This is a genomic window from Pseudomonas sp. ACM7 (assembly GCF_004136015.1).
GTDB lineage: Bacteria > Pseudomonadota > Gammaproteobacteria > Pseudomonadales > Pseudomonadaceae > Aquipseudomonas > Aquipseudomonas frigoris.
Genome location: NZ_CP024866.1, coordinates 6419957 through 6446119, shown reverse-complemented (window position 1 = coordinate 6446119; position 26163 = coordinate 6419957). Strand labels below are relative to the sequence as shown.

At 56.9% G+C, this 26163-nt stretch carries 23 protein-coding genes and 2 pseudogenes; 12 read left to right on the top strand and 13 right to left on the bottom strand.

Translation table 11 applies throughout. The annotated features are described in order from the left end of the window. Nucleotides 1-34: 34 nt before the first annotated feature. On the bottom strand, nucleotides 35-1843 hold the full coding sequence (locus CUN63_RS30775) for a monovalent cation:proton antiporter-2 (CPA2) family protein (protein WP_129444897.1): 1809 nt from the start codon (nucleotides 1841-1843) through the stop codon (nucleotides 35-37). A 292-nt stretch (nucleotides 1844-2135) separates the two neighbouring features. On the opposite strand from CUN63_RS30775, the gene CUN63_RS30770 reads away from it, so the two are divergent. After that, nucleotides 2136-3041 (top strand): LysR family transcriptional regulator, encoded by a 906-nt coding sequence (locus CUN63_RS30770; protein ID WP_129444896.1) that lies wholly within the window; start codon nucleotides 2136-2138, stop codon nucleotides 3039-3041. On the opposite strand, the gene CUN63_RS30765 is transcribed toward CUN63_RS30770, so the two are convergent. Then, nucleotides 3031-3807 (bottom strand): substrate-binding domain-containing protein, encoded by a 777-nt coding sequence (locus tag CUN63_RS30765; RefSeq protein WP_129444895.1) that lies wholly within the window; start codon nucleotides 3805-3807, stop codon nucleotides 3031-3033. The genes CUN63_RS30770 and CUN63_RS30765 overlap by 11 nt on opposite strands. Before the next feature lie 12 nt (nucleotides 3808-3819). Beyond that, complete coding sequence (locus CUN63_RS30760) at nucleotides 3820-5133, bottom strand: MFS transporter (protein ID WP_129444894.1); 1314 nt, start codon at nucleotides 5131-5133, stop codon at nucleotides 3820-3822. A gap of 211 nt (nucleotides 5134-5344) precedes the next feature. Between CUN63_RS30760 and CUN63_RS30755 the strand changes: the two genes are divergently transcribed. Then, nucleotides 5345-5653 carry an RcnB family protein gene (locus tag CUN63_RS30755; protein ID WP_129444893.1) on the top strand — a complete coding sequence of 103 codons (309 nt, stop codon included), beginning with the start codon at nucleotides 5345-5347 and terminating at the stop codon, nucleotides 5651-5653. 12 nt (nucleotides 5654-5665) lie between these two features. On the opposite strand, the gene CUN63_RS30750 is transcribed toward CUN63_RS30755, so the two are convergent. The 3 genes from CUN63_RS30750 to CUN63_RS30740 all read right to left on the bottom strand — a co-directional run bounded on the left by CUN63_RS30750 (nucleotide 5666) and on the right by CUN63_RS30740 (nucleotide 8983). After that, a complete protein-coding gene (locus CUN63_RS30750; RefSeq protein WP_129444892.1) occupies nucleotides 5666-6739 on the bottom strand; it encodes a sensor domain-containing diguanylate cyclase in 1074 nt (357 codons plus the stop codon). Nucleotides 6740-6992: 253 nt separating this feature from the next. Continuing rightward, nucleotides 6993-8324 (bottom strand): ATP-binding protein, encoded by a 1332-nt coding sequence (locus CUN63_RS30745; RefSeq protein WP_129444891.1) that lies wholly within the window; start codon nucleotides 8322-8324, stop codon nucleotides 6993-6995. After that, nucleotides 8321-8983 carry a response regulator gene (locus CUN63_RS30740; protein WP_129444890.1) on the bottom strand — a complete coding sequence of 221 codons (663 nt, stop codon included), beginning with the start codon at nucleotides 8981-8983 and terminating at the stop codon, nucleotides 8321-8323. Before CUN63_RS30740 ends, CUN63_RS30745 begins: the two co-directional genes overlap by 4 nt. Nucleotides 8984-9265: 282 nt before the next feature. Between CUN63_RS30740 and CUN63_RS30735 the strand changes: the two genes are divergently transcribed. The 7 genes and pseudogenes from CUN63_RS30735 (at nucleotide 9266) to CUN63_RS32845 (ending at nucleotide 19288) form a co-directional block, all read left to right on the top strand. After that, complete coding sequence (locus CUN63_RS30735) at nucleotides 9266-9862, top strand: undecaprenyl-diphosphatase (RefSeq protein ID WP_129444889.1); 597 nt, start codon at nucleotides 9266-9268, stop codon at nucleotides 9860-9862. 11 nt (nucleotides 9863-9873) lie between these two features. Beyond that, nucleotides 9874-11301 (top strand): TolC family protein, encoded by a 1428-nt coding sequence (locus tag CUN63_RS30730; RefSeq protein WP_129444888.1) that lies wholly within the window; start codon nucleotides 9874-9876, stop codon nucleotides 11299-11301. Continuing rightward, nucleotides 11298-12362: an efflux RND transporter periplasmic adaptor subunit gene (locus CUN63_RS30725; protein WP_129444887.1), complete on the top strand. Its 1065-nt coding sequence runs from the start codon at nucleotides 11298-11300 to the stop codon at nucleotides 12360-12362. The genes CUN63_RS30730 and CUN63_RS30725 overlap by 4 nt, the downstream gene beginning before the upstream one ends. Before the next feature lie 21 nt (nucleotides 12363-12383). Then, a complete protein-coding gene (locus tag CUN63_RS30720; protein WP_129444886.1) occupies nucleotides 12384-15503 on the top strand; it encodes an efflux RND transporter permease subunit in 3120 nt (1039 codons plus the stop codon). A gap of 72 nt (nucleotides 15504-15575) precedes the next feature. Then, entirely contained in the window at nucleotides 15576-17786 is a 2211-nt protein-coding gene (locus CUN63_RS30715) for a bifunctional DedA family/phosphatase PAP2 family protein (protein ID WP_256657632.1), read from the top strand. Next, nucleotides 17770-18486 (top strand): annotated as a pseudogene (locus tag CUN63_RS32850) (phosphatase PAP2 family protein); the annotation flags it as partial. The gene CUN63_RS30715 and the pseudogene CUN63_RS32850, both read left to right, overlap by 17 nt. A 283-nt stretch (nucleotides 18487-18769) precedes the next feature. Beyond that, nucleotides 18770-19288, top strand: a complete 519-nt coding sequence (locus CUN63_RS32845; RefSeq protein WP_129444884.1) for an LssY C-terminal domain-containing protein — start codon at nucleotides 18770-18772, stop codon at nucleotides 19286-19288. A gap of 98 nt (nucleotides 19289-19386) precedes the next feature. On the opposite strand, the gene CUN63_RS30700 is transcribed toward CUN63_RS32845, so the two are convergent. The 4 genes from CUN63_RS30700 to CUN63_RS30685 all read right to left on the bottom strand — a co-directional run bounded on the left by CUN63_RS30700 (nucleotide 19387) and on the right by CUN63_RS30685 (nucleotide 22445). Continuing rightward, entirely contained in the window at nucleotides 19387-19776 is a 390-nt protein-coding gene (locus CUN63_RS30700; RefSeq protein WP_129444883.1) for a YkvA family protein, read from the bottom strand. A 93-nt stretch (nucleotides 19777-19869) separates the two neighbouring features. Further along, a complete protein-coding gene (locus CUN63_RS30695; protein ID WP_165353299.1) occupies nucleotides 19870-21078 on the bottom strand; it encodes a HAMP domain-containing sensor histidine kinase in 1209 nt (402 codons plus the stop codon). Nucleotides 21079-21094: 16 nt separating this feature from the next. Further along, on the bottom strand, nucleotides 21095-21787 hold the full coding sequence (locus CUN63_RS30690; RefSeq protein ID WP_129444881.1) for a response regulator transcription factor: 693 nt from the start codon (nucleotides 21785-21787) through the stop codon (nucleotides 21095-21097). Nucleotides 21788-21911: 124 nt separating this feature from the next. Further along, the gene (locus CUN63_RS30685) at nucleotides 21912-22445 is read right to left on the bottom strand and encodes an ATP-dependent zinc protease (RefSeq protein ID WP_129444880.1); all 534 of its coding nucleotides are present in this window, start codon (nucleotides 22443-22445) and stop codon (nucleotides 21912-21914) included. 163 nt (nucleotides 22446-22608) lie between these two features. Here CUN63_RS30685 and CUN63_RS30680 point away from each other — a divergent pair, with 163 nt between their 5' ends. Further along, nucleotides 22609-23262, top strand: a complete 654-nt coding sequence (locus CUN63_RS30680) for a histidine phosphatase family protein (RefSeq protein WP_165353298.1) — start codon at nucleotides 22609-22611, stop codon at nucleotides 23260-23262. 116 nt (nucleotides 23263-23378) lie between these two features. Next, a complete protein-coding gene (locus CUN63_RS30675; RefSeq protein ID WP_129444878.1) occupies nucleotides 23379-23717 on the top strand; it encodes an FKBP-type peptidyl-prolyl cis-trans isomerase in 339 nt (112 codons plus the stop codon). A 95-nt stretch (nucleotides 23718-23812) separates the two neighbouring features. Here the strand turns inward: CUN63_RS30675 and CUN63_RS30670 are convergent, their stop codons facing one another. Then, a complete protein-coding gene (locus CUN63_RS30670; RefSeq protein ID WP_165353297.1) occupies nucleotides 23813-24148 on the bottom strand; it encodes a hypothetical protein in 336 nt (111 codons plus the stop codon). A 212-nt stretch (nucleotides 24149-24360) separates the two neighbouring features. Then, nucleotides 24361-24801 (bottom strand): annotated as a pseudogene (locus CUN63_RS30665) (pyridoxal-phosphate dependent enzyme); the annotation flags it as partial. On the opposite strand from CUN63_RS30665, the gene CUN63_RS30660 reads away from it, so the two are divergent. Further along, nucleotides 24769-24966, top strand: coding sequence for a LysR substrate-binding domain-containing protein (locus CUN63_RS30660; protein WP_306108942.1), 198 nt, complete (start codon nucleotides 24769-24771; stop codon nucleotides 24964-24966). The pseudogene CUN63_RS30665 and the gene CUN63_RS30660 sit on opposite strands and share 33 nt — an antisense overlap. Before the next feature lie 47 nt (nucleotides 24967-25013). Here the strand turns inward: CUN63_RS30660 and CUN63_RS30655 are convergent, their stop codons facing one another. Further along, nucleotides 25014-26135, bottom strand: a complete 1122-nt coding sequence (locus tag CUN63_RS30655) for a cytochrome P450 (RefSeq protein WP_129444877.1) — start codon at nucleotides 26133-26135, stop codon at nucleotides 25014-25016. Nucleotides 26136-26163: the final 28 nt, after the last annotated feature.

Below are 26163 nucleotides of genomic sequence, written 5' to 3'. Positions count from 1 at the left end.
CGGACTTGCCCGCGATGAGGCCCTAACAGTCGCCTCAACGCTTACCTGATTCTTCTTCCAACTGATCCGCCTCAAACAACCTCGCCAGTTCTGCCCGGGCTTCCTGCGCCGTCTGCAATACCTTCGCCGCATCGTCATAAATCGCATGCTGGGCTTCCAGCACCTGCTCGTCGTGATGCTTGAAGCGTTTGATCCGCGCATCGGCCTGGGCCTGGGTCAGCCCCAGGCCGACCAGGGTGCGCCGGCTCATTTCCAGACTCGAATAATAGGTTTCCCGAATGGCCTCGGCGCCAAGGTCCACCAAGCGATGCACATGCTGACGGTTACGCGCCCGGGCAATGATTTTGATGTGCGGGTAGAGTTTGTGCACCAACTCGGCGGTCTTGATATTGGTGTCCGGGTCGTCGGTGGCGATGACAAAGTATTCCGCCTGCTCGACCTTGGCCGCGCTGAGGATCTCCGGGCGCATCGGGTCGCCGTAGAACACCGGCACACCGCCGAAGCTGCGCGACAGTTCGATGGTTTCCACCGAGGTGTCGAGGGCGACGAACTTGATGTTTTGCGCGCGCAAAATCCGCGCAACGATCTGCCCCATACGGCCCATGCCGGCGATCACCACGCGCGGCGTGTCGGTATGGATCTCGCGGAATTTCTCCGGCACAACCACCGGTTGAACCTTGGGGCTGACCAGTCGTGCGCACACCAGCAACAGCAGCGGCGTCACCGCCATGGACAAGGTGATGGTCAGCACCAGCAAGTCGTACAGGCGCGGCTCGAACAGTCCCTGGTCGCGGCCGATCTTGAACACTACAAACGCAAATTCACCACCGGCCGCCAGCACGATGCCGAGGCGAATGGCACTGACCTTGCCCAAGCCACCGGCCAGCCGACCGACAGCAAACAGCAGCGGTAATTTGATTGCGATCAGCAATAAGGTCAGACCCAGCACCGTGATCGGCGCACTCAGTAGCAGACTCAAATTGGCGCCCATGCCGACACTGATGAAAAACAGCCCCAGCAGCAATCCCTTGAACGGTTCGATTTGCGCTTCCAGTTCGTGGCGGTATTCGGAGTCCGCCAGCAGCAACCCGGCAAGAAACGCCCCCAGCGCCATGGACACGCCGACCAGGTCCATCAGCCACGCCGTACCGATCACCACCAGCAACGCGGTGGCGGTGGAGACTTCCGGCAAACCGGTCTTGGCCACCACCCGGAACACTGGGCGCAGCAGATACCGTCCACCGATCACCACCACCGCGATGCTGCCCAGCACGCGCAAGCCGTGATTGAGGCCTTCGCCAGCGCTGCTGGTGTGATCGCCGCCCGCCAGCAACGGCACCATGGCGATCAACGGGATAGCGGCGATGTCCTGGAACAGCAGAATCGCGAACGCCAACCGTCCGTGGGGGCTGGTCAGTTCCTTGCGCTCGGCCAGGCTTTGCAAACCGAACGCCGTGGACGACAGCGCCAGGCCCAAGCCCAGCACGATCGCGCTGTTCAACGGTTGGCCGAACACGAACAACGCCAGTACACCAATCACCGACCCGGTCAGCAGCACCTGCGCCAGGCCGACGCCGAACACCGATTTGCGCATCACCCACAAACGTCGCGGCGACAGCTCAAGACCAATGATGAACAGCAGCAACACCACCCCGAGTTCGGAAATGTGGCTGACGCTTTGCGGATTGCCGATCAAGCCCAGCACCGATGGGCCGATGATCACGCCGGCAAACAGATAACCCAGCACCGCCCCCAGTTGCAGACGCTTGGCCAAGGGAACGGTGAGCACCGCTGCGAACAGAAACACGACAGCGGCTTGCAACAGGTTGCCTTCATGGGGCATGGCTTACTCCAGAACTCGGTACGGCGGGGGCGACAAGAATAAAGGGTGATGCTTCATGCGTCAGCCATGACATACAACGATGTTGCCTGACCCACCGCTATCGCGAGCAAGCTCGCTCCCACATTTGATCAGCGTCGCCCACGAGTTCCATGCTTGCTGGAGATCCATTAATGGGAGCGAGCTTGCTCGCGATAGCTGCCTTGCAGTCGACATAGATTTCGTTACATGTTGCATCAATTGGTTACATTCATAGGATAAGCTGATCAATCTGTCCCGTTCCCGAGTGCGCGCCATGGCCATCAACTTCGACCTTAACGACTTGCAAGCCTTTCGCGCCGTGGTGGAGCAGGGCAGCTTTCGCAAGGCGGCTGACACGGTGCGTATTTCCCAACCGGCGCTGAGCCGGCGCATTGAAAAGCTCGAAGACGCCCTCGGTGTGAGGTTGTTCGAGCGCACCACTCGCAAGGTCAGCCTGACCCAGGCCGGACGCGGTTTTATGCCGAGCGTCGAGCGTCTGTTGGACGACCTGGACGTGGCGCTATTGGGCATCAGCGAAGTCGCCTCGACCCGCCTCGGCCACGTCACCGTCGCCTGCGTACCTTCAGCGGCTTACTACTTCATGCCGCGAGTGATCGCCCACTACCACCGGCAGTTTCCACGGATCAAGGTCAAGGTCCTCGACTCCAGCGCCCACGAAGTGCTGAGTGCGGTGGTCAACGGCGAGGCGGATTTCGGCCTGAGTTTCATGGGCACCCTGGAGGCGGAAGTAGAGTTCGAGCCGCTGGTACAGGAAGGTTATGTGGTGGCGTGCCGGCGCGATCATCCGTTGGCCGGGCGCAGTAGCGTGACGTGGGATGAGTTTTATCAGCAGGACTACATCTCGCTGGATAAGACGTCGGGCAATCGCTTTCTGCTGGATCAGGCGCTCACGGGCATCGTGCCGCAGCGGCCGAGCATCTGCGAAACCCGGCATGTGACGACGATGATTGGTTTGGTCGAAGCGGGGTTGGGCGTGGCAGCGGTGCCGTTGATGGCGATGCCGGCGGCGGATCACCCGATCCTGACACGGGTGCCGCTGACCGATCCGCAGGTGATGCGCAGTGTCGGTTTGATCAAGCGCCGGGGTCGCACATTGACCCCGGCGGCACTGGAACTGGAACGGCTGGTGGTGGAAATGAAAGTCCAGGTCAGCGACTGACCGAGTCCAGCCCCGTGGCTTTGACATCCGGCTGAGCGGCGGTGGAGGCCAGGTAATCCAGCAATGCCTTGGCCTGCGCCGGGTGTTGCGCGCCCACCGGTATACCGGCAGCAAAACGCGTCACCGACTGCACCGACTCTGGAATCTTTGCCACAAAACTCACGCCCGGCAACGGCAGCAACTCGCTGACCTGCTGAAAGCCCAGTTGATAGTCACCGGTGGCAACCACCGATGCCACCGGGATTTTCGGGACCATCGTCGACTTGGGTTTGAGCTGATCTTCGATGCCCAGACGCTTGAACAACTGATCCTCGATGTACACCCCACTGGCGCTGTCGGAATAGGCCACGGACTTCGCGTCGAGCAAGGTCTTTTTCAGGCCGTCGACAGAGCGGATGTCCGGCTTCGGCGCGCCTTCACGTACCACCAGACCGATCCGCGAGTCAGCCAGCTCTACCCGTGAGGCGGGATCGACTTTGCCTTGCTTGATCAGGTCATCGAGGGCGTAGCCGACCATGATCACCACGTCGGCTTTTTCACCGCGAGCCAGGCGATTGGGGATCGCTTCCGGCGCCTTGCCCATCGAGGGGCCGAGGGCTGTGTCCAGTGTGTTGCCCGTGGAGGCGGCGAATTTCGGGCCGAGGATTTTATAGGCGGCGGTGAAACCGCCGGAGGTCATCACGCGGATCTCTTCGGCCTGGGCGACGGTGCTCAGACCCAGGCTGACCAGCAAAGTCAGGGCCGCAAAATTGTATAGCTTTTTCATGGTCATGTGCTCTCAAAGGGTTCGGGACATCGCCGGTTGCAAGCGATCGGTCGAACGGCGATAGAGATACAGCGTCGCGCACAACGCACAGAACGCGGCAAAACTCATCCAGTAGCCGGGCGCAGCCTTGTCGCCGGTGTACTGGATCAGGAAGGTCGATATCGCCGGCGTAAAACCACCGAACACCGCCGTGGCCAGGCTGTAAGCCAGGGAGAACCCGGCGACCCGCACTTCGACCGGCATGATTTCCGTCAGCGCTGCAATCATCGCGCCGTTGTACAACCCGTAAATGAATGACAACCACAGCAGCACCAACAGCATGTTGATGAAGCTCGGCGCCTGCACCAGATACGTCAGCGCCGGATACGCCGTGGCCAAGGTCAGCAGGGCCATGGCAATCAGCACCGGGCGACGGCCGATGCGATCCGACAGTGCACCGCCAATCGGCAGCCAGAAGAAGTTCGAAACGCCCACCAGCAAAGTCACCAGCAGCGCATCAGATGTACTCAGGTGCAGCACGGTTTTGCCAAAGGTCGGTGCGTAAACGGTGATCAGGTAAAACGCGGTGGTGGTCAGGGCGACCATCATCATCCCGGCGAACACGATCACCCAGTTCTGCGCCAACGTGCGGAACACATCGCCCATGCTCGGACGGTGTTTGCGGGCGGCGAATTCTTCGGTTTCCTCAAGGTTGCGACGCAGGAAAAAAATGAACGGCACGATCATGCAGCCAACGAAAAACGGAATCCGCCAGCCCCAGTCGGCAATCATCGCCGGCGCCATCCATTGGTTCAGGCCATAGCCCAACGCTGCCGCGACAATGATCGCCACTTGCTGGCTGGCCGACTGCCAACTGGTGAAGAAGCCTTTGTTGCCGGGCGTGGCGATTTCCGAGAGATACACCGAGACGCCACCCATTTCTGCGCCGGCCGAGAAGCCTTGCAACAAGCGGCCGATCAAGACGATGGCCGGGGCGAACAGCCCGATGGTTTCGTAACCGGGCACCAGCACAATCAAAATCGTGCCGCTGGCCATGATCGACAGGGTGACGATCAACCCTTTGCGCCGGCCCACATCATCGATGTAGGCACCCAGCACCACGGCGCCCAACGGTCGCATCAGGAAGGCTGCGCCGAACACCGCGAAGGTCATCATCAGCGAGGCGAACTCGCTGCTGGCCGGGAAGAACACGGCAGCAATCTGCGTGGCGTAAAAGCCGAAAAGGAAGAAGTCGAATTGTTCGAGGAAGTTGCCCGAGGTGACCCGGAAAATCGCACTGGCCCGGGAGCGACCGGAAGTCGCGGGCCGTTGGGTTGATGCTGTCATAGACGTGTACTCCACCGCTTTTATGACGTGCACCGCCTGGACGCGGCGCACGGTTCTTATTGGGGCGGATAGTGGAGCAGGGTGAACGATAAGTTAATTGCATTGTTGGCATGCATTGATGTTTGAAACGGATCAATGTAGCCCGTAAGGAATGATTCGCTGCATGTGCAGTCGGAGTTCTGGTACCGCGACATCACAGGAGGATCACCCCATGAACAGCAAATCCCTCATCGCCGCCTTGGCCATTGCCGCCGGCGTTGCCGGTATCAGTCCCATTGTTCAAGCGGATGACCCACCGCAAAAAACCGTCCAGCCGGGGGTTAACAATTCCCGCCAACTGGTGAAGGGTGATCGTGCCCCCGACGTTTACCAGCGCAGTGAAAAAGCCCTGACCAACTGGAAGCAGAAAGGCCTGAAAGCCCCGAAAAGCCAGGCGCAGTGGGTGCAGATCAATGACAAGTACATGATGGTGATGATTACCAACGGGACGATTGTGGATATCACGCCAGTGGAGCGTTAAACCGTCGAAGGGCTATTCGCTGTGAGCGCGTACGGGGCTTTCAGTGCCCAACCGATACTGATTATTCCCACTGCGCTTCGCCTCATACATCGCCAGATCCGCAATATGGATCAACCGGTCCATGCTCGGCGCATGGTCCGGGAACACCGCGACCCCCAGGCTGGTGCCGATGTGTCGTTGATCATTACCGATGGTCACCGGTGGCGACAGTTCGACGAAGATTTTCTGGCAGATGCTGCGGGCTTCGTCTTGCAGGCTGTTGCCCTGGGGCAGGCCTTGAAGGATGACCACAAATTCGTCGCCACCGATCCGGGCGACGGTATCGGTTGAACGCAGGATTTTCTTCAGGCGGGTGGCGGTGGTGATCAGTACCCGGTCGCCGGCGGCATGGCCGTAATGGTCGTTGATTGCCTTGAAGCCGTTGAGGTCGACAAACACCAGCGCAACCCTCGTGGCGCTGATGCGCGCCTGTTCCAGCGCCTCGGACAGACGCTCCTCGAGCACCAGACGATTGGGCAGACCGGTCAGCGGGTCGAAGTGGGCCAAGTGTTGCAGGTAGCTGGCGGAGGCTTTTTCCTCGGTGATATCGCGTACCACGCCCATCATCTTGATCGTTGCATCGTGGTCGTTCTTGACCACATTGCCGGTTTCCCGAAGCCAGCGGATCGTGCCGTCGGGCCAGACCACCCGATATTCCTCGTCATGGTTGTCGCCGGTTTCCAGGCAACGCAATTCCCCGGCCCGGACCTTGGCCCGGTCGTCCGGGTGAACACATGAGCAAAACAGTGCGTAGGAGGGCGTTACTTCGTCGATCTTGAAGCCAAACATGCCGTAGATCGCGTCCGACCAGTAGAGCTTGTCGGTGTCGACATCCCAGTCCCACGTGCCGATGCGGGCGAAGTACTGGCTGCGCTTGAAGCGTTCGGCGTCACCGTCCTGACGGATGTTTTGTCCGTCAGTCAGGCTGGTGATCAGCACGCGATACTCGGCCAGCTGCTTTTGCAGCGAGCGTTCGCGGCAGATCAACGCGACGATCAGGGCAAGCATCAGTGAACCGATGGTTGCGCTGGTCCAGACGAAATTCATTCAGGGGTTGCCATCATGGCGTATTGATCCGTGGGGTTAGGTGTTGCATATCTTAGTTCACGGTCAATGCCAGAAACAGATCGAATCGGTTGCCAATTGGGCGCATTTCTGGGAAAACGGCGCCCATTACCCCCATTACGCCTATTTGATAATTGCATTGACTTGACCACCCGATTGCATTCGCACTGACCACAAATAGCTGAGGAGTTATCTCATCGCACTGAGCCTTTTAGAGAGTGCTTTTCTACTCTGCCTATTTTCCCGATATAGACGGAAAAATGATCTGTACCCGCAGTCCCAAGCCATTTGCTCCGATATCGAGTAACACTTGAGCTCCGTGTTGCTCTGCAATCGCTTTAACAATTGAAAGCCCCAGACCGCTACCAGAGCCGCTTTGATTGTTGCCTCGATAGAATCGCTCAAGCACCCGCTCACGCTCCGACGCATTTATTCCTGGGCCGTTGTCGCACACCTCAAGCACGACCCCTTGGTCGGTATCGCGCACTGCCAAGTCAATCTTTGCGTGGGCCCCCGCGTAACGAATGGCGTTGTCGATCAGGTTATTGAGCAGGATACGCAGCGTTTCAGGATCCCCCGAAATGCTGGATGCGGCATGCTCGCTCAGCCCCAGATCGATGCCTGAGGCTTCAGCCCTGCGAACCTGATCAGTGATCACCGACTTGCATAGAGTGGACAGTTCGATGTTCTGCATGACTGGCGACTGCACATCAGGCTCCAGGCGCGCCAAGGTCAATAGCTGTTGTGTCAAGTGAGTAAGGCGCGTGACACCCGCCTGTACCTCAGACAGCGATACCTGTCGGTCTTCTTCCTGAGTGGCCCGCTGTGCCAACTCCACTTGAATGCTGAGTGCTGCCACTGGAGTGCGTAGCTCGTGCGCTGCATCAGCGATGAAGTATTTTTGCATGGTGAAAGCATTTGCCAGCCGTTCCAGCAAATCGTTGAGGGCATCGACCAGAGGTTTGACTTCTCCAGGCAACTCTTTCGAAGCGATAGGCTGCAGGCTATTCACGTTGCGCTCCGACAGTTCTGTCGCCACTGTTCGCAGTGGTTTTAGCCCGTAGCTGATACCAAACCACAAGAACAGAGCTAACAAGGGAATCATTGATACCACTGGCCACAATAGGTGCACGGCTAAACCCGCGAGCTTTTCCCAACGCCTATTTTGAGCTTGAGCCACCCGGAAAACCTTATCACCGCGCTGGCTCACGAACGTGTGCCAAGTTTGATCCCCGACCTGAACATCACTCAGTCCAGTTTGCTGCGGTGGAGGGAGTAAGAGCGCGGAGTCGGTCGTAAAGTTCAAAACCCCTGCGCTCCAAACCTGAAGCAGCACTTCGTCAGCATTATCATCACGCAATGCACTGGGTTTATTGCCTGTATCCGTCAGTACAACACGCTCACCAGGATCCACATTGATGTGTTCTGCGAGGTAACGCATTTGGTCGTTGAGCAGATCATCCAGTTCAAGGACAGCCCCCCAATAGGTGCCGATACTTGCCAGCAGTCCAGCCAGAAAAGTGGCTGGTAGCAGCCATAACAGTAGACGCCGACGGAGCGAACTCATGCGTCCTCTCCAATGTGATATCCGACACCTCGAACAGTACGGATGACCTCGGCCCCGAGTTTTTTGCGAAGATTATGGATGTGAACTTCCACGGCATTGCTGCCCACTTCATCTCCCCAACCGTACAGGCGATCCTCTAACTGCTCGCGGGATATCACCGCATCCGGCTCCTTCATCAGCTCGTGCAGCAACGCATATTCTTTGGCCGACAGGCTGACAGGCTCGTTGCGTAACCACAGCAGGTGTCGTACCGGATCAAGTCGCAACGGGCCACCCCGAAGCTCCGTCTGCACACGCCCGGATTGACGGCGGCTGACGGCGCGAATGCGTGCAACCAATTCCTCGATGGCAAACGGTTTAACCAGGTAATCGTCAGCACCATGATCAAGGCCAGCAATCCGATCTGGTAGCGAGTCGCGGGCGGTGATTATGATTACCGGTAAGCTCTCATCGTGTTGACGCAGAACCGTGAGCACCTCCATGCCATCCTGGCGCGGAAGTCCCAGGTCGAGTAGAAGCAACGCATATGGGTTGGTTTCCAAAGCGAGGACGGCAGCTTTGCCGTCCGTGACCCAATCCACTGTGTACCCTCCCTGGCGCAGCCCTTTTTGCAAGCCGCTGCCGATCATCGGGTCATCTTCTGCAAGTAATATTCGCATCGCCTGATCCCTCTTCTCACATCAGTCAGCGCTTCACTGGAGTACCACACAGTGTGCCGAAGTCTTGACTCCGCGCATATCGCGCCCATGTCATAGATGATTCTGACCCCACTCGGCCTATCAGCATTCTTAACTCAACCCCGCGACCCCTTGGGCCTACACGGACGATAAGACTGCCAGCGTCAACCTTAAGGTGGACTTAAGGAAGCAACCACTATGGTGCGTATCACTCGCACCGTGATCACAACGTGGTGCTTCCTAGTCTCCTGAACGGGTCTCCCCATGGAAGAGCTCAATCGCACTCTGTTCTTGGCTATCAACGCCAGCGTGCACTCCTTGGCGGAAATGCGCCTATGTGCGACTTTTCTGGCGCAGTGGCTCATCACCGGGGTACCGCTATTGCTGATCGGATTGTGGCTGCGAGGTACACGCCAATACCGAGCTGCTGCGGTAACTGCCACGCTGAGCATCGTGTTCGCGCTTGGGTGCAATCTGCTGATCAGTAGCCTTTGGTTCCATCCGCGTCCCTTCATGCTGGGGTTAGGACAAAACTTCCTGGAGCACGCCCCTGAGTCCTCTTTCCCCAGCGATCACGCCACTGTGATGTTCACGTTAGCCATGGCTCTGATGCTGGTATCGCTGCGCAAACTTGGCGTGCTGATTTTGCTACTGGGTACATTAGTCGGCTGGGCACGTATCTATTTAGGCGTGCATTTTCCATTCGATATTGCCGGGTCATTGCTGGTCTCTTTGATAAGCGCGTGGTTGGTACCACAGGTGCTGAGTTGGAGACATCTTAGCGAGCATTTGCTCGACGTTCTTGAGGGCCTATACCAACGAGTTTTTCCACCAGCGGCTCGCCGCAACACTCATCAATAGGGGGAGAGGCAATGCTTGATTCGCGAGTTTCTGTGTACTCCGCCACTTTGGTCTCAAAGAAAATGCGAATGCATAAACTTTGTTTTATCACGGTGGTAATGCTGCTCACCGGCTGTGCGAGTTATCAACCACAACCACTGGCGCCCCTGAAAATGATGGCTGCCTATGAAGAGCGGACACTGACTAACCCAGAGCTTCAGCGCTTTATCACTGCACACCGCCCCAACACTACCCCTCTCTGGAGTCTGAACACCTTAACTCTGGCCGCTTACTACTACAGTCCTGAGCTGGACGCGGTGCGCGCCATGTTTGCCAGCGGTGAGGCGGCGACAGAAACGGCTAATCAACGACCCAATCCGTCCTTGTCGTTGCCACTGCAGTACGCAGATCAGCCGATAAAGCCGTGGACGTATGGATTGGCCCTCGACATTCCGATTGAGACTGCCGGTAAGCGTGGGTATCGAGTGGCGCAAGCGCAACAGCTCTCAGACGCTGCCCGTTTGAATATCGCTCAAATCGCCTGGCAGATCAGAAGTCGTCTTCGCAGCGCGTTGCTCGACTTTTACGCCGCCAGCCAGCACCACGCGATTATCGAGCGCCAGGTCGACATCCAGCAGAACATAGTGACCATGCTGGAGAAGCAACTTTCGTTGGGGTCGGCCTCGACGTTCGAATTGAGCCAGGAGCAGATCATCCTGGAGCGTGATCGTAGCAACTTGGCGAATAGCGAAAAACTGATGCTGGACGCCAAAGCATTGATTGCTCAGACCATTGGGGTTCCTCTCAGGTCTCTTGAGCCCATCAAGATAGATCTGAGCGATTTCGAGAGCCTGACTCCGCAGATCCCTGATAACACCGCCCGCCGTCAAACCATTCTGAATCGCACTGACATCCTGGGCGCCCTGGCCGAGTACGAAGCGAGCCAAGCCGCTCTCCAACTGGAAGTTGCACGGCAATATCCGAACCTGTCACTCGGGCTCGGGTACTCGTTCGACCAAGGGGTGAACAAGTACAGCGTGACACCCGCAGGCATCACGCTCCCCCTATTCAACCGTAATGAAGGGCCTATCGCGGAAGCCGAAGCGCACCGCAAGGAAGCTGCCATCCACGTCGAAGCACTTCAAGACCAAGCGATCAATCAGACAGACAGCGCTCTACAGCACTATCGCCTGGCTACGCAAAACCTGGCGCTCATCGACACCCAGGGGGCGACTCGAACAGCCGCCTTTCAATCTGACCAACGCTCCTTTGATTTAGGCGCGATAGACCGACTGGCGCTATCGCGGTCACGCCGTGCCGTGAATGTCGATGCAATGACCCACGTTGATGCAGTGGTTCAAGTTCAGCAAGCCATCAGTCAACTTGAAAATGCCATTCAGCAACCGCTCGATGGAATCTCACTGCAAGCCCAGTCAACAGAGGCTGTCATTCGAAAATGAACACACCCTTTCGTAGCAAAACCTCGCGGATCGCCCTGGCGGTGATAGCCGCTGCCGGGTTAGGCGCTTTAGGTTTCTTCTCTTATCAAGCCATGCAGGTTGCACCTGTAACTGCGGTAGCGCCCCCTACACGGGTCACAACCGAAGGAGGTTTAACCATCGTCACGCTGGATGAAACGACCCAGACAATCAGTGGTATCCAGAGTGAGCCGATAACTGCATCCAAGAATCAAGTGGAACATCTTGCTTACGGCAGTGTGCTTGATGTGCAGGGGCTTAATGATCTGAGCACTCGTTACTCTATGGCTCAAGCAGACTCAGAGGCGGCACAGTCTGCCGCTTCGGCCTCGGGTCAAGAATATGAGCGCAACCTCGCGCTGTACAAAGCTAACCAGAGCGTGTCCTTGAAGGTGCTGCAAGCCTCGCAAGTCACATGGAATACAGACAAGACCAAGCTACAAGCAACGAGTGCCAACATTCAGTCGGTACGCAATAGTGCGCTCCAACAGTTTGGTGCGCCATTGGCCGGCGTGATCGGAGCGCAAGACGCTCCGCTATTGCGCAGACTGTTGAACCGCGAGGACATGCTTTTGCGCGTTGTCCTCCCCCTCGGTGTTGATTTGGCCGCTCCAGAACTGATTGCGGTAGAGTCCAGCGAACATCGTCGGGAAACGGCTCACCTCATTTCAGTCTCGCCCCAAGTCGACCCTTCGACTGAAGGCCGTGCATACCTTTACCGAGCGGCGGCGACCCTTCCAGTCGGTAGCAAAGTGGTTGCCTATTTGCCATTACCCACGCCAACCAGCACCAGTCTCGTCATACCTGAGGCCGCCATCCTATGGTTTGGTGGGCAGCCGTGGGCGTATGTGCAAATTGCAAACGACCGGTTTACCCGCCGTCCTGTCGCAGACCAAACCCCCTACAACAATGGGTACCTGGTCAGCACCGGGTTTGAGTCCGGTGATCGTGTCGTGGTGCATGGTGCGCAACTGCTGTTATCCGAAGAGCAGCGTCCGCCAATCACCGCATCGGCTTGCAAAGACCCCGAATGTGACGACTAACCAGACGGCAGCGAATACATCATGTTGAATTCAATTATCCGATTCGCTGTGCGCTTCCGAGGGGTCGTTATCGCCCTCGCTTGTCTGCTGGCAGGTTATGGCATCTACACTCTGACTCAGGCCCGGCAAGATGTTTTCCCCGAGTTCGCTCCACCGTTAGCGGTGATTCAAACCGAAGCTCCCGGGTTATCGTCCGAGCAGGTTGAAATGTTGGTCACCCAGCCGGTCGAAAACGCAATGGGTGGCACCCTGGGGCTGGCGAGCATGCGATCCAAATCGTTACCAGGGCTGTCCATGGTGACGCTGACCTTCAAGGATGGAGCTGACATATACCGAGCCAGACAACTGGCTGCGGAGCGACTCAGTACGCTCACCGGTATTCTCCCGCACGGCGTCAAAACGCCCGCGCTATTGCCATTAACGTCATCGACCAGCATCACTCTTGTCGCGGGTATTACCTCCGACACCCGCTCGCTGATGGAGATGCGCACACTCGCGGAGTGGACGATAAAACCGCAATTGTTGCGCGTGCCCGGCGTGGCGGACGTGATCGTATTCGGTGGCGATCTAAAACAGTTTCAGATTCAGGCGGATCCCAAAAAGCTGGTGCAATACGGTTTCTCTCTTCAAGACGTGTTGAGCGCTGCCCAGCGCGCAACGGGGGTTGGAGGCGCGGGTTTTCTGGAAACCGCTAACCAGCGCATCGTCTTGAATACCGAGGGTCAGACCGTAACACCCGAGCAGTTGGCTCAAACGGTGCTCAACTACCAGAGTGGTGTCGCCGTACGCTTGGGCGATGTCGCCACGGTGGCCTATGGGCCTGCTCCCGCAGTCGGCGCTGCGGCAATCGAGGGTAAGCCGGCGGTGTCGCTGATGGTGGAAAGCCAATACGGCGCCGACATGATGAGCGTTTCCAGTCATGTGGAAAGCGCCCTGGACAGTTTGAAACCTGCGCTCGAAGCAGAACAGGTGAGCCTGCATCCAGACATCTTCCGCCCAGCCAGGTTTATCGAAACCGCGATTGGTCACTTGCAAACGGCACTGTTATTGGGAGGCGTGTTAGTTGTCCTGGTGCTGTTTCTGTTCTTGCTCAATATCCGCACTGCAATCATCTCCGCTACGGCGATTCCGCTTTCCTTGTTAACGGCGGTGATCGTGCTCCATCACTTCGGTGTGAGCCTCAACACCATGACCTTGGGCGGCCTGGCCATTGCCTTGGGAGAGGTCGTGGACGATGCGGTGGTCGATGTGGAGAACATCTTCCGTCGGCTGCGCCAAAATCAAGCGCTGAAGAACCCCATATCACCGGCCCTGGTTGTATTGCGCGCCTCATTCGAAGTCCGTAGTGCGGTGGTATATGCCACCTTGGTTGTTGCATTGATTTTCCTGCCCGTTCTGGCGCTGTCAGGGATCGCCGGGAAACTCTTTGCGCCCTTGGGTCTCGCCTACATCCTGGCGATTTTGGCATCCCTTGTGGTGGCCCTAACGGTCACGCCAGCGCTGGCGTTTATGTTGTTGACCACCAGGCCACTTCAATCGGAAGAGCCAAAGTTGGTGCAGCGACTGAAGGCTCGTTATCTGAAGTTACTCGCCAGTATCGAGTCGCACTCTCGATCAATAGTCTGGATGATCGTCATTCTCTGCACGGTGGCGATCACCGCGCTGCCGTTTTTTGGCGGTAACTTCATACCAGAATTGAAGGAGGGGCATTACCTCATCCATATGGCGTTGGCCCCAGGCTCCTCTTTGACCGAATCCATGCGTGTGGGCGACCGTGTAGCGCAGGAGCTGAGTACAGTCCCCGGCGTGCGACTGGTATCGCAGCGCGCAGGGCGAGCCAGTGAAGTGGTCGACCCGACCGGCGTCCACGTCAGTGAGTTCGAAGTGGATTTGAATACCTTGTCTGCTGCTGAAGAAACCCAGGCCGTGGCGCGTATTCAACAAGTATTGGCCAGTTTTCCAGGGCTGACGACGTCGGTGAACACCTTCCTGACTGAGCGGGTGGACGAAAGCATCTCGGGCGTCACCGCGCCGGTCGTTATCAATGTCTTTGGCCCTGACCTGGATGTGCTGGACAGCAAAGCCCAGGAAATCGCCCAGGTGATAGGTCGAATCCCTGGCACCATCGGCCTGAGAGTCGAGTCCGCCCAGCATGTGCCGCAATTGACCATTAGGCTGCGGCCTGAGCAATTGACACATTGGGGGTTCGAGCCGGTTGATGTGATGGACGCGATTCAAGTGGCTTACGACGGAGTGACCGCCAGCCAAATCTATCAGGGGAATCAGACTTATGACGTCGCCGTCTCGTTGACTCCCACGGCCCATCACAGCATCGCGACTGTCGGTTCACTGCTGCTACGTAACAGAGCCGGAACAACGGTGCCTCTCGATCAACTAGCCCTGATCACTCAAACCACCAGCCGTTACCAAATCATGCACAGCGGCGGCCAACGTCTACAAACAGTCTCGACCGCAGTACATGGCCGGGCGGTGAGTGACTTCGTTCAGGAGGCTCAACGGTTAATTAACAAGGAGGTCACCCTACCCAAGGGAACCTATGTCTTGTTTGCTGGAGAAGAGCAAGCACGTGTGCAATCACAACAAGACTTACTGGTTTACACAGCGGTTGCCATCATTGGGATCATGCTGCTTTTGTTCCTCGCCCTCAAAAGCATGCGTGCGTTGGTCTTAGTCCTCGTGAACCTGCCTTTCGCCCTGGTAGGTGGCGTGTTGACCGTGTTGGTGTGCGGTGGAAATTTGTCATTGGGATCGCTTGTCGGGTTTGTCACCCTGTTTGGTATCACGCTGCGAAACTCCATCATGCTCATCTCGCACTACTCACATCTGGTGAATGAAGAAGGTATGACATGGGGGTCGGATGCGGCTCGAAGGGGTGCCGCCGAGCGACTGGTGCCGATCCTGATGACGGCCGTGGTGACCGCTTTGGGACTGCTACCTCTGGCGCTCGCCAGTGGCGCTGCTGGCAATGAAATCGAAGGGCCTATGGCTATAGTTATCCTGGGTGGCTTAGTGACCTCGACAGCACTCAATCTATTGGTGCTACCAACCTTGGCTTTGCACTTTGGACGCTTTGAAAAGCGCACCGAGGAGTTTCCCACTGCCGTGGCACCTGCTTCATAACGGTTGTGCGACCTCTCGGGAAGGTACGCACTTTGATCGCTTCATCACCGGTACTCTATAGGCAGCCCACGAATGATGACGTCCCTGGTCTCATCGGTCATCGAGTTCCTGACGGCGCATCCGCATGTCGCCTATCTGGCGGTGTTTCTTCTGGCGCTTTCCGAGTCAGTCCCGATTATCGGCGCCGTCGTTCCAGGCACAGCCGTGATCCTCGCGCTCAGTGCCCTGGTGCCAAGCGGCGTATTATTGCTCTGGCCGTTGCTGGTCGCCGCCACGTTAGGTGCCATCGCGGGTGATGGTCTTTCGTTCTGGCTCGGGCATCGATACCACCGCGAGATTCTTGGTTTCTGGCCATTGAACCGCCACCCTGAACTGATTCAGCACAGCGAGGCCTTTTTCGAGCGTCACGGCGCCAAGAGTGTGTTTCTCGCGCGCTTCGTACCGGGCGTCCGCGCCTTCATCCCGCTCCTCGCCGGCATGATGGGAATGGCGGTCAGTCGGTTCTATGCCGTCAATGTTGTCTCGGCGCTCGCTTGGGCGCCGTCGCATATCCTGCCCGGTGTGCTCGTCGGCGCAACGTTCAGCTTTCTCGGTGCGGCTGCAAAGCCGCTCGCGATCCTGCTGGTCGTACTAGTCGCGACGGGCTGGGCGGGCCTGCATCTCGTGCGCTGGACGTTGCGTCGAGGCATCCCCTACCTCATCGTCGCAGTGGAGCGGCTGCGGAGCTGGGCCGGCACCCACGACACTTGGCTGAGCCGCAGTCTCACCCGGTTGCTCGATCCTTCACGGCCCGAAGCGTGGCCTCTCACACTGTCGGCCGTGCTTCTCGTCGGTGCCGCCTGGCTTTTCTTCGGTGTTCTTGAAGACGTCGTCAGCGGTGACCCGTTGCTGCTCGCAGACAGCGCGATATACCGCGCCCTCCAGGATCTTCGCACAACGCCAGGCAATGCGGTGATGATCGCCATCACAGAGCTTGGCGACACCAAGGTCGTGGTGGCGGTAACGATTGTTGTCTTGCTGTGGCTCATGTGGAAGCGCGCCTGGCGTACAGCTGTCTATTGGCTGGTGGCGATCGCCGGCGCTTCGGCGCTCAACACGGTCATAAAAGTTGCGCTGCATCGAGCTCGACCCGGCGAGCTTCTCTACTCCGGGTGGAGCGCGTTTTCCTTCCCCAGCGGCCATAGCACGGTCAATGTGGTGCTATACGGTTTCCTCGCCTTCCTCATCGCGCGTGAGATCCGCCCGGCATGGCGTCTCGCGGTCGCTCTTGGCGCAGCAAGCCTGATATTTCTGATTGCATTCTCGCGCCTCTACCTCGGTGCGCATTGGCTTTCCGATGTGCTCGGGGGACTGGCATTCGGGTCGGCGTGGCTAGCGCTGCTCGGACTGGCCTACCTGGGGCGCCAAGCCGGACGCATTGAACCAAAGGGCCTACTCGCCGCCGGATGTTCAGCGCTGATTCTCGCCGGAGGACTCAATATCTATCGTAGCCATGCGACCGACAGCGACCGCTATGCCGTCAAGGTGGGGACGCCGACCATGGCCGCCACCGATTGGTGGGCGTCGGGTTGGCAGCAACTGCCGGCGCGGCGTATTGATCTGACTGGCGAGACGAATGAACCACTGACGTTCCAGTGGGCCGGTGATCTGAAGGACTTGCAAGATGTCCTGCAGAACAACGGGTGGCGCGACTCGGCGGACTGGACACCGTTGAATGCCCTGAACTGGCTTACCGTCCAAACCGATCCTGCAGGCCTTCCGGTTATTCCATTTTTCGCCAGTGGTCGCCTCCCCAGTATGACGCTCGTTCGACCGAATAGTGATGGCGCACTTACCAGCTCGCGCCTCGTGCTTCGAGTGTGGGTCGTCGATTTCGAGCTCACGAACGGGCGTACTTCACCGCTGTGGATGGGTTCAGTTGTGGAGGAGCGTTTCTATCATCCCCTATCCCTCGTCACGTTAACGTCGACACAGCCCGATGTGAATGCACCACGAAGCACGCTAGCTACTGCTTTTGACGATGGGCGGCAGCTATCTCGAACCGAAGGAACGGCAGATGGGGATTGGGATGGAAAAGTCCTGTTAGCTCGCCAGGGTAAGACACAGAAATACTCAGAACTTCAGATCAGCCACTTGCGAGGCCAGAATCATGCTCTCCGCAGCCATTTTTTACACATTTTTGTTTTTGGCACTGGTTGTTGTCCCTGCAGGTTTGATTCTTATTGTGCTGCTCTTTCTGGATCGCCGGCGTCAACTCTGGCAACCCATGGCAGCAATTATTAGCTCTATTGGCGCAAAGTTGGCACAAAGGCCTGTTATTGCTGGTCTTCGGCAGCGCTTCCCTGGCACTGCCGTGTTCCTGGAGCACCGCCTCAATCCGCAGAGTCCTTGGGGCCTGCGGGCAACCACTGCCGGCCTTGGCATGCTTCTAGGTTTGTGGGTCTTCCTTAGCGTGTTGCAGGAAATCGTGGCAAATGACCCCCTTGTGATTCTCGACATCCGCTTGCACAACACGGTCCCGCTCTTCCGCTCAACAGGAATGACTTGGCTCATGCTCGCTCTCACAGAGCTGGGAAGCACTACGGTGTTATCCCTGCTGTGTTCCGGCCTTGCCTTGCTTGCTCTTGCGCGAGATCAGCCGCGACTCGCAGCCACCTTCATGCTCGCTCTCGCCGGCTCGGGCCTCATCTCGACCATTCTGAAAGCGCTCTTCAGCTACGCGCGGCCAATGGATGCCATTGTCCGGGTGCATGAGCCGGGCTTCCCCTCAGGGCATATGCTCTCGGGCACTGTCGTGTATGGGTTGCTCGCCGCGCTGCTGTTGAGCAGCCAAGTACGTCGCGGTGCGCGAGCGCTTGGTATCACGCTGCTGCTCCTGGTCATCGTAGGTATTGGTCTTTCTCGCCTCTATCTTGGCGTGCACTGGCCTTCCGATCTCCTTGGCAGCCTCGGTTTGGCGCTCATCCTTCTCGCATCACTACTGTTTTTCCTCCATTACAACCATTCTATTCGGTGGGTCGACACACTTCACGTGCCCCTCAGCGCCAACGCCCTTTCTATGGGTGGCAAAAGTGTCCTAATTCTTGCAGTGGGGGCCACAGTCCTACTCATGAGTCAGACCGAAACCATCCCGAATAAGCCTCATTCAGCCACGCATTTGCTTGACATCCACGCGCTGCGAACCTTTTTTCCACCCGAACTTCCTCGTTGGTCGGAGGACTTGGTCGGAGGAAAAATGGAGCCTATTTCTCTTGTCTTTGTCGGGGATGAGGAAGAGCATTTTGAATGCCTTTACGCGCGCCGGATGGGCACGTGCCGATTCACCAACCCCACTGCGGGTGGTCAAGGAAGGCCTCGCTGCGCTTCGAAACCTTCCCGATCCAACCGGTCCAGCTACGCCGGCCTTTTTTTCGGACCGCCCACAAGACCTCACATTTGAGAAACCGGATACAGGTTCCCCAAGCATACAACGGCGGCATCACACCCGCCTGTGGCAGACGTCATATTGCCTTGCGCCTAGTTGTCGTCCTGTGTGGGTAGCAACCGCCAGCTTTGACATGGGTATAGAAATCTCGCCGAGCCTCCATCTCCCGACGCACCACATTGACCCCGCTATCGATCATGAGCGCGCGCTCATCGTGACCGATCTCACGCGTGTTGGGGCAAAGCAGGAAGGAAGCGTTCACGTGGCACAGCCGCTACGAGGAATGAATGCTGCGGGAGACCCATTCTGGACGGATGGTCGTGCGATTGTGCTGTCCATGGCCTGTCGTCAAATCCGATGATCGTCTTACCTACCTCCTACCTCCTACCTCCTACCTCCTACCTCGACCAGTGCTTTAGCTTGTTGTACGTAAATGCAATGAAAAGTACCGCTTTATACTCAACGAAAGTAAACCCACCACACACCTGCAACAACAGCGAGCCAGATCAAAACGATGAGCACCGCCGCCACTTTACTCACTGGGCGCTTCACATGGCTTTCCTCCCACTCGCTAGCCTTTAGCTGGCACTCCTCAAGCACAAGCGGTGGCATCAATCGGATAGCGAGCAGAATGCCGAGCGGCAGAATGATTACGTCGTCCAAATAGCCCAATACCGGGATGAAATCTGGAATGAGGTCGATTGGACTCAGTGCGTAAGCCACCACAAAAACTGAGATCCACTTGGGCAGCCATGGGGTTTGTGGATGCTGATAACAAAACCACAGAACCATGGTTTGTCGCTTGAGATTTTTAGCCCAGCGACGTAGGTGTTCAAGGATGCCTTTCATTCGGTGCTCTTGCTTATGGTAGGGAGTGCGGGTCGATTTCTGACGGATCAATCTGTATGCGTGCGGTGTGTCAATTTTGCGGTCGCTGGAAAACTACACAACATCGGGAAGCTGCAAGGTGAAACGGCTGCCGCCATTCGGGTTGGGCTCATGTCGAATTCTCCATCCAAGGTGATCTACAACACGTTTGACGATTGATAAGCCCAAACCCGAACCACCCGTGAAATCATCATCGCCTCGAACAAACCGATCAAAGAGGCGGGCTTGTACCGCATCGGGTAAACCCGTACCGCTGTCCTCCACAACAATTTGAGATGAGTTCAAGTAAATGGTGATGATGCCTTGCTCCGTGTGCTGACAAGCATTACGTAGCAGATTGCTGACCGCGATAGTGACCAGCTCAGGAATGGCTCGTACCGAAACCTCCTCAGTGCAGAAGAGGTTGAGTGTCAGGGCCTTTCCACGGAGCAGTGGCTGGCAACGCTCCAGCTCACGTTCAATCAGGGGACGCAGGTTGATCAAGACGAGGTCGGTAATTTCCGGCACTCGGGCCAGTTGCAGCAGGGCCCCGACCTGCTGCGCGGTTTCCGCGGCATTACGTCGAATACGTTCGGTCATGACCAGAAGGTCCGGGCGATCCTGCAAACGGCTGGTGAGCACTTCCGCTGCGCCGAGCATGATCGTCAGAGGGGTACGAAGCTCGTGGCTGACGTCGGCAGTGAACCAGCGTTCGCGCTGCAAGGCATAGCTCAACTGGTTGGTTCGATCATCGATAGCCCTCGCCAGTACACCAAGCTCGTCAGTGGCATCGAGGCCGGGAAGCCTGCCTGTCGTATGCTTGTCCTGAACCGAAGAAGCCAGCTTGGTCAGCGGCAGGATCACCCGGTTTGCGCTGACTCTACCAATCAAGATGGCTAATCCAATGCCCCCCAGGAACGCAATGCCCAAGGTAATGTAGGAGGAGGATTCGATCGACTCAAAGTCACTTTGGTCATCCACCACGGCATAGCGCTCACCATTGGCCTCACCGATCAGAACGTGCAGTCCCCGTCCGTTCAACTTCATTTCGTGAGTGCCAAGCCCTAACGTTTGCAGAGGTTGCGGAATCAGCGGACCTTTGAAAAAGCTGAGATCGAGGGTTTGTGACTGCACCACATGAAAAGAATCTGCGGCCCAAAGATCGGCTGCGCGCACGAGTCGGTTATCGATAAGCTCCTTCTCGATCTTCGCGACGACAAAGAAAGCGGAGCCCGTGAAAAAGCCAACGATGATGACTGCCAGCAACACATAGGCAGCGACCATGCGACCGCGTAACGAGTCACTTTGAAACATTGTGGTCGACCAGTCGATAACCTACCCCTGACACGGTGAAAAGCATTGGAGGGGATTGAGGGAAGGATTTATCTATTGCCAGCCGTAGGGCGTGGATATGGCTTCGTAAGGCATCGCTGAGTGGCGGATCGTCTTTCCAGAGTTCTTGTTCAAGCTCCTCACGGGTTACCAGACTTGGGGCTGCACGCAACAGTGCCACCAACATCTTGTAACCGAACGGCGTCAGCTCGACCCGCTGTCCTGCGCGGCGCGCTTCAAAGGTTCCGGGGTCAAATTCCAGATCACCAAAACGCAGCACCTGATCGGTTCTTAGTGTACTTGCTCGCCTCACCAACGCATGAAGCCGCGCTTCCAGTTCAATCAGCGAATAGGGCTTGACCAGGTAGTCATCGGCTCCCGCCTGTAATCCTTTCACCTTGTCATGAACCGTGTCTCGTGCCGTGAGCATCAGCACTGGCGTATTGCATTGCTGCTCTTCACGTAACCGTCGGCACACTTCCAACCCATCCAGACCTGGCAGCATGCCATCCAGCACGATCACGTCGAAACGCTGCTCAGCCACCCGAGCCAGTCCACCCTGTCCCGTGCGGGCATTGTCGAGTTCGTGTCCGAGGGGCTCGAAATACTCGTAGAGGTTGGCCACGATGTCCGAGTTGTCTTCAATAATCAAAATTCGCATGGTTTGGCTCAAATAACCTCATTCATACATGGAAATCGGTGAGCCGATGCGGCCGCCACTTGAGCGAAAGCAGCGCCCGTAGCGACAACCTTTTTGCATGACCCGCTCGGGTCGCCATCGAGGACTACTTGGCAGAAGCTTCTTTGCTGCACTTAGGTTCCATGGTGAAGGTATGGGAAACATCCACCAACCCCAGATTTTCTAAGGTACGCCGCCCAATAAGCACGGGATAATTCATCTTGCCTCGATCCTTCAAGGAAAACTGCTCGTTATAAATCTGGTCGCCAATGCATATTGTCATTTGCACCACAGGTCGGTGCTCGGCACCACCGGCCCCCCGGACTTTCACATTACGCTCAACCTTACGCTCGAACGGAGCAGTGACCAGCTTTCCCGTGTTGCTGTCTTTCACTTCAACATTGAAGCGAACCCACTTTTCACCGTCTTTCCGGAAAGGCGCGATGTCCTTGGCATCCATTGAGGAAGTCAATGCCCCTGTGTCGAGCTTGACCTTCACCGAAATGTTTTCGGGCATCAACACACCTTCCTCAACCCAGCCAAAGACCTTCGATGGGCTTTTATTCGCGGAGAATGCCGGCTGTATCAGTAATAGTCCAAGAACGGATGCTGCGAGCCATTTTGCTATTGAGCGTGCCATATGAAGCTCCTCCAGGATTCGAAGCATCAGTCTGCATAAAGTACCGTCAAGAATCCGTTAACACGCACTTCTTGATTGCCAGTGACCAAACCAACGACTTCTTCACGGTCCGTCGGGCAAGCTTTCGACTTAATCAGCCACGCTTTGGATGGGGTCTAGCATTATGTCGTTGTCTTTCACTGGGTTGAATTGGCGCAGCAAAAAAGTGCTTTTGGCCGCGCTCGCCATCGTGCTTTGTATAACAGGAGCCTACTTTCTATTCAGAACGCCTCGACTGCCCAATCTTGCTCACAGTACGTCCTTGGAAATTACCAATCTAAAATCGGCATGGGCCAGTGGAGAAGTTATTGTCCTGATTCGCCACGCGGAGCGCTGCGATCAATCGAGTGCTCCCTGCCTGAATGCCCCAGATGGCATTACCACAAGGGGTAAGGACGTTGCAGTGGAGTTGGGCGAGCAATATCAAAAGCTCGGTCTTGATAAGACAGATATTTTTACCAGCCCCCTGACGAGGACCAAGCAGACAGCCACCTTTATGTTTAACCATGAAATTGAAGATCAGGAGTGGCTTGCGTCCTGCAGAGGTATCATGCTGCAAAAGTCGGTTGAAACTAAGCGTAAAGGACACAACCTGATCCTGGTTACGCACAGCAGTTGCATTCGGCAAATCGAAAAAAATTTGAATGTGCATGCACCTGAAAAACCACCCTATACCTCTTCGCTATTCATGTTATTTGGCGAGAATGATAAAAAACCACATGCGCTTGGTTTTGTGAATACACAAGACTTTAGCGCTGACTTTATGAGTCGGAAATAGTCATGGCAGTCCTGGACCTCAAGATACCGTTGGCTGGCTCAACGTCAGAGTCCTGAACTCCTCAAGTCGATGCAATTAACCAGCCTATCGGGCAAACGAACACACGAGTGCAAGCAATGAATGACGAGCTTCAGGTAATCGATATCCAGGTGGGCGACGGCAAAGCCGCCGTCAAAGGCGCGCTGATCACCACGCAGTACCGTGGCTGGCTGGAAGACGGCACTGAATTCGATTCTTCCTACAGCCGTGGTAAACCTTTTCAGTGCGTAATCGGCACTGGTCGGGTGATCAAAGGTTGGGATCAGGGGATTACGGGGATGCAGGTCGGCGGCAAGCGCAAGCTGGTGGTACCAGCGCATTTGGCCTATGGCGAGCGGACTATGGGTGCGATTAGGCCGAATTCGAACCTGATCTTTGAGATTGAATTGCTGGAAGTGCTGACGCGTGATGATTGATTGGCGGATGAGCTGAAATGACAAAAACCGCCCTATCTGCTCGCAGAAAGGGCGGTTTTTTTGGAACATTGATCAAGTCACCACGCCACGGTGATTCAGGTGAATGCGTCGATGTCGTCAAGGGTGTCCATAACAACTCCTTCCAAGAAGGGGAATTTGTACTTCACACTTTCGAGTGCCGGGAGCACCATTTTCGTATCCTGATCGCCATGCCTGCGGGCTATGTGACCAAGCGCGGTGATGGCGGTTGCTGCAATCGATTCGATCTCACTTGCGAGGTACTTGAGGCAAGTGTTCTGAGCCCAGGTTTTGTCCTGTTCATTCAGGCCTATTGAAACCAATGCTGCAATAACGTTCGTTTCTACATCGCTAGCAAGGAGCCTCGTCGCTTCCTCGTGGCTCATTGATGGATCCTGGTAGAGAAGGCCCACTTTTTACTCCTGGAACGTTGCCCTTGTTATCGATTTTTTTAGCTTTAATCAGAGCATTTTTCATATCTTGGTGAGAACTCAGGATTGCATCCTATGGCTGTAGGACGGGTCTGAAACTCGTCTTGTTGTTACAAATGCACGTGTTTCTCTCAATAGGAAAATCAATCGAGAGAAGTCAATGGCAGGAAGTACTGACCCGCGACGATTAACCGCTATGACTGAAAGGTCTCCCGGTAGGCATAGAGGCCCGGTGTTCCACCGGTCATCACGAACAGCACGTTGTCCCCGGAACGGTAGCGTCCTTGCCTGAGATCGGCCAACAGCCCGGCAAACGCTTTGCCGGAGTACACAGGGTCGATCAACAGGCCTTCGGCGCGAGCCATCAGGCGCACTGCTTCCTGCATGGCTGGCGTCGGCAGACCGTAACCGTCGCCCAACTGACTGCCGTCGATGGCGATCTCTTCAGCCTGCACAATGGCGCTACTGCCCAACAGCGCCAACGCGTCCTGGGTCAATTGCCGGGTTCTGGCCGCTGAAGTGTCTCGATCGGATAAAACCGAATAGGACTTGACGATCGAGGTGCCTCGGCCCAGCAACTGGAAACCCGCCGCGAGCCCGGCGTGGGTGCCGGCGCTGCCGTTGGGCACCACGAGCCCGATTTTCTGGTGTCGGCCGCGTTGGCCAAAGGTGAACTCGTGCGGATCCTGGACGCCTACGCGCCGCCGCCCAAGCCGGTACAGATGGTGTATCCACGCTCGAGAAAATCACTGCCAAAATTGAAAGCCTTTATCAATTTTGTTGCGCAGCGACTGGCGTGAGTGTTGCGTGTTGATCATTCCCACGCTCTGCGTGGGAATGATCGGGCTTACGGCAAATCGCTAAACAGCGGAATACGCCCGTTCAGCGAAGGCCGGTAATGCCAGGTCAGGCGATCCAAAGCAGGCTTTATCGTCAGGATCTCCTTCAACGTAGCGCTGGCAATGCTTAGGGCCAATGTCTGTCCCGGGCATTGATGCCGCCCAGCCCCAAAGGTGAAGCTACGCCGGTCCGGACGATCAAGAAAAAAGACGTCGGGATGGTCATTGACCTGTGGATCGCGATTGGCCGAAGCCAGCAGCACCAGAATCAAGTCGCCCGAATTGAGGCTTACCCCGTCGATTACACACGGCGCAGCGACAAACCGGCGGGTGTTCTGCACCGACGGATCGAAGCGCTGAACTTCAGCGATCAAGTCATCAACGCGTGTCGATTCGCTGTGCAACGAGGGGTTTCGAATCAATGCCAACAGCGCATTGCCGATCAGCCCAGCGGTGGTTTCATAGGTCTGGGAAAACAGCCCGATCAGGTTGGCGATCAACGTTTCAGAGTCGCCAGAGGTTGCCGCGAAGCGCTGGCGGATCCCGGCGAGCAGGGTGCTCTGATTGCCCCGGTCATCCAGTAGCTCAACGAAGTAGCCGCTCAAGTGTTCCGCCGCAACGTGCGCTGCATCCCGTTGCGCCTGATCGCCGAGGGGCGACAGGCACGCGACGAAGTCCCCGGTTAGCTCGCTGATAGTCCGGCCCTGAGCCGGAGAGAACCCCAGCAATGCAGCCACCACGCACACCGGCCCGCGGAACATCGCCTTGTGCAACCCATCGGCGCCCGGAGTGATCAGACGCGCGCCGACCAGCGCATTGACTTCAGCGACATCAATCAACGCCAGCTCCGGTTGAACCGCCGACCTCGGGCAACGCTGCCGTTCGCCCTCATTCATCCGCATCAACTGACCAAAGACCTTGCCGGCCATCCCGCCAACAATCGCCTTGGGCACCGGTTCGTGGGACGGCCGGACATGACAGTCAGGATGCGCCAGCACGGCCGCAACGGCTCGGGCGCTACTCGCCACCCACACTTTCAGTCCTTGGTGAAAAACCAGCCCGCCCTCCAAGCGCAGTTGCGCGTAATAGGGATAAGGATTGGCATGAGTCGCAGCGATAATTGGGTCCATGGGTCGCAGCCTTGTTCGTGGTTGGAAA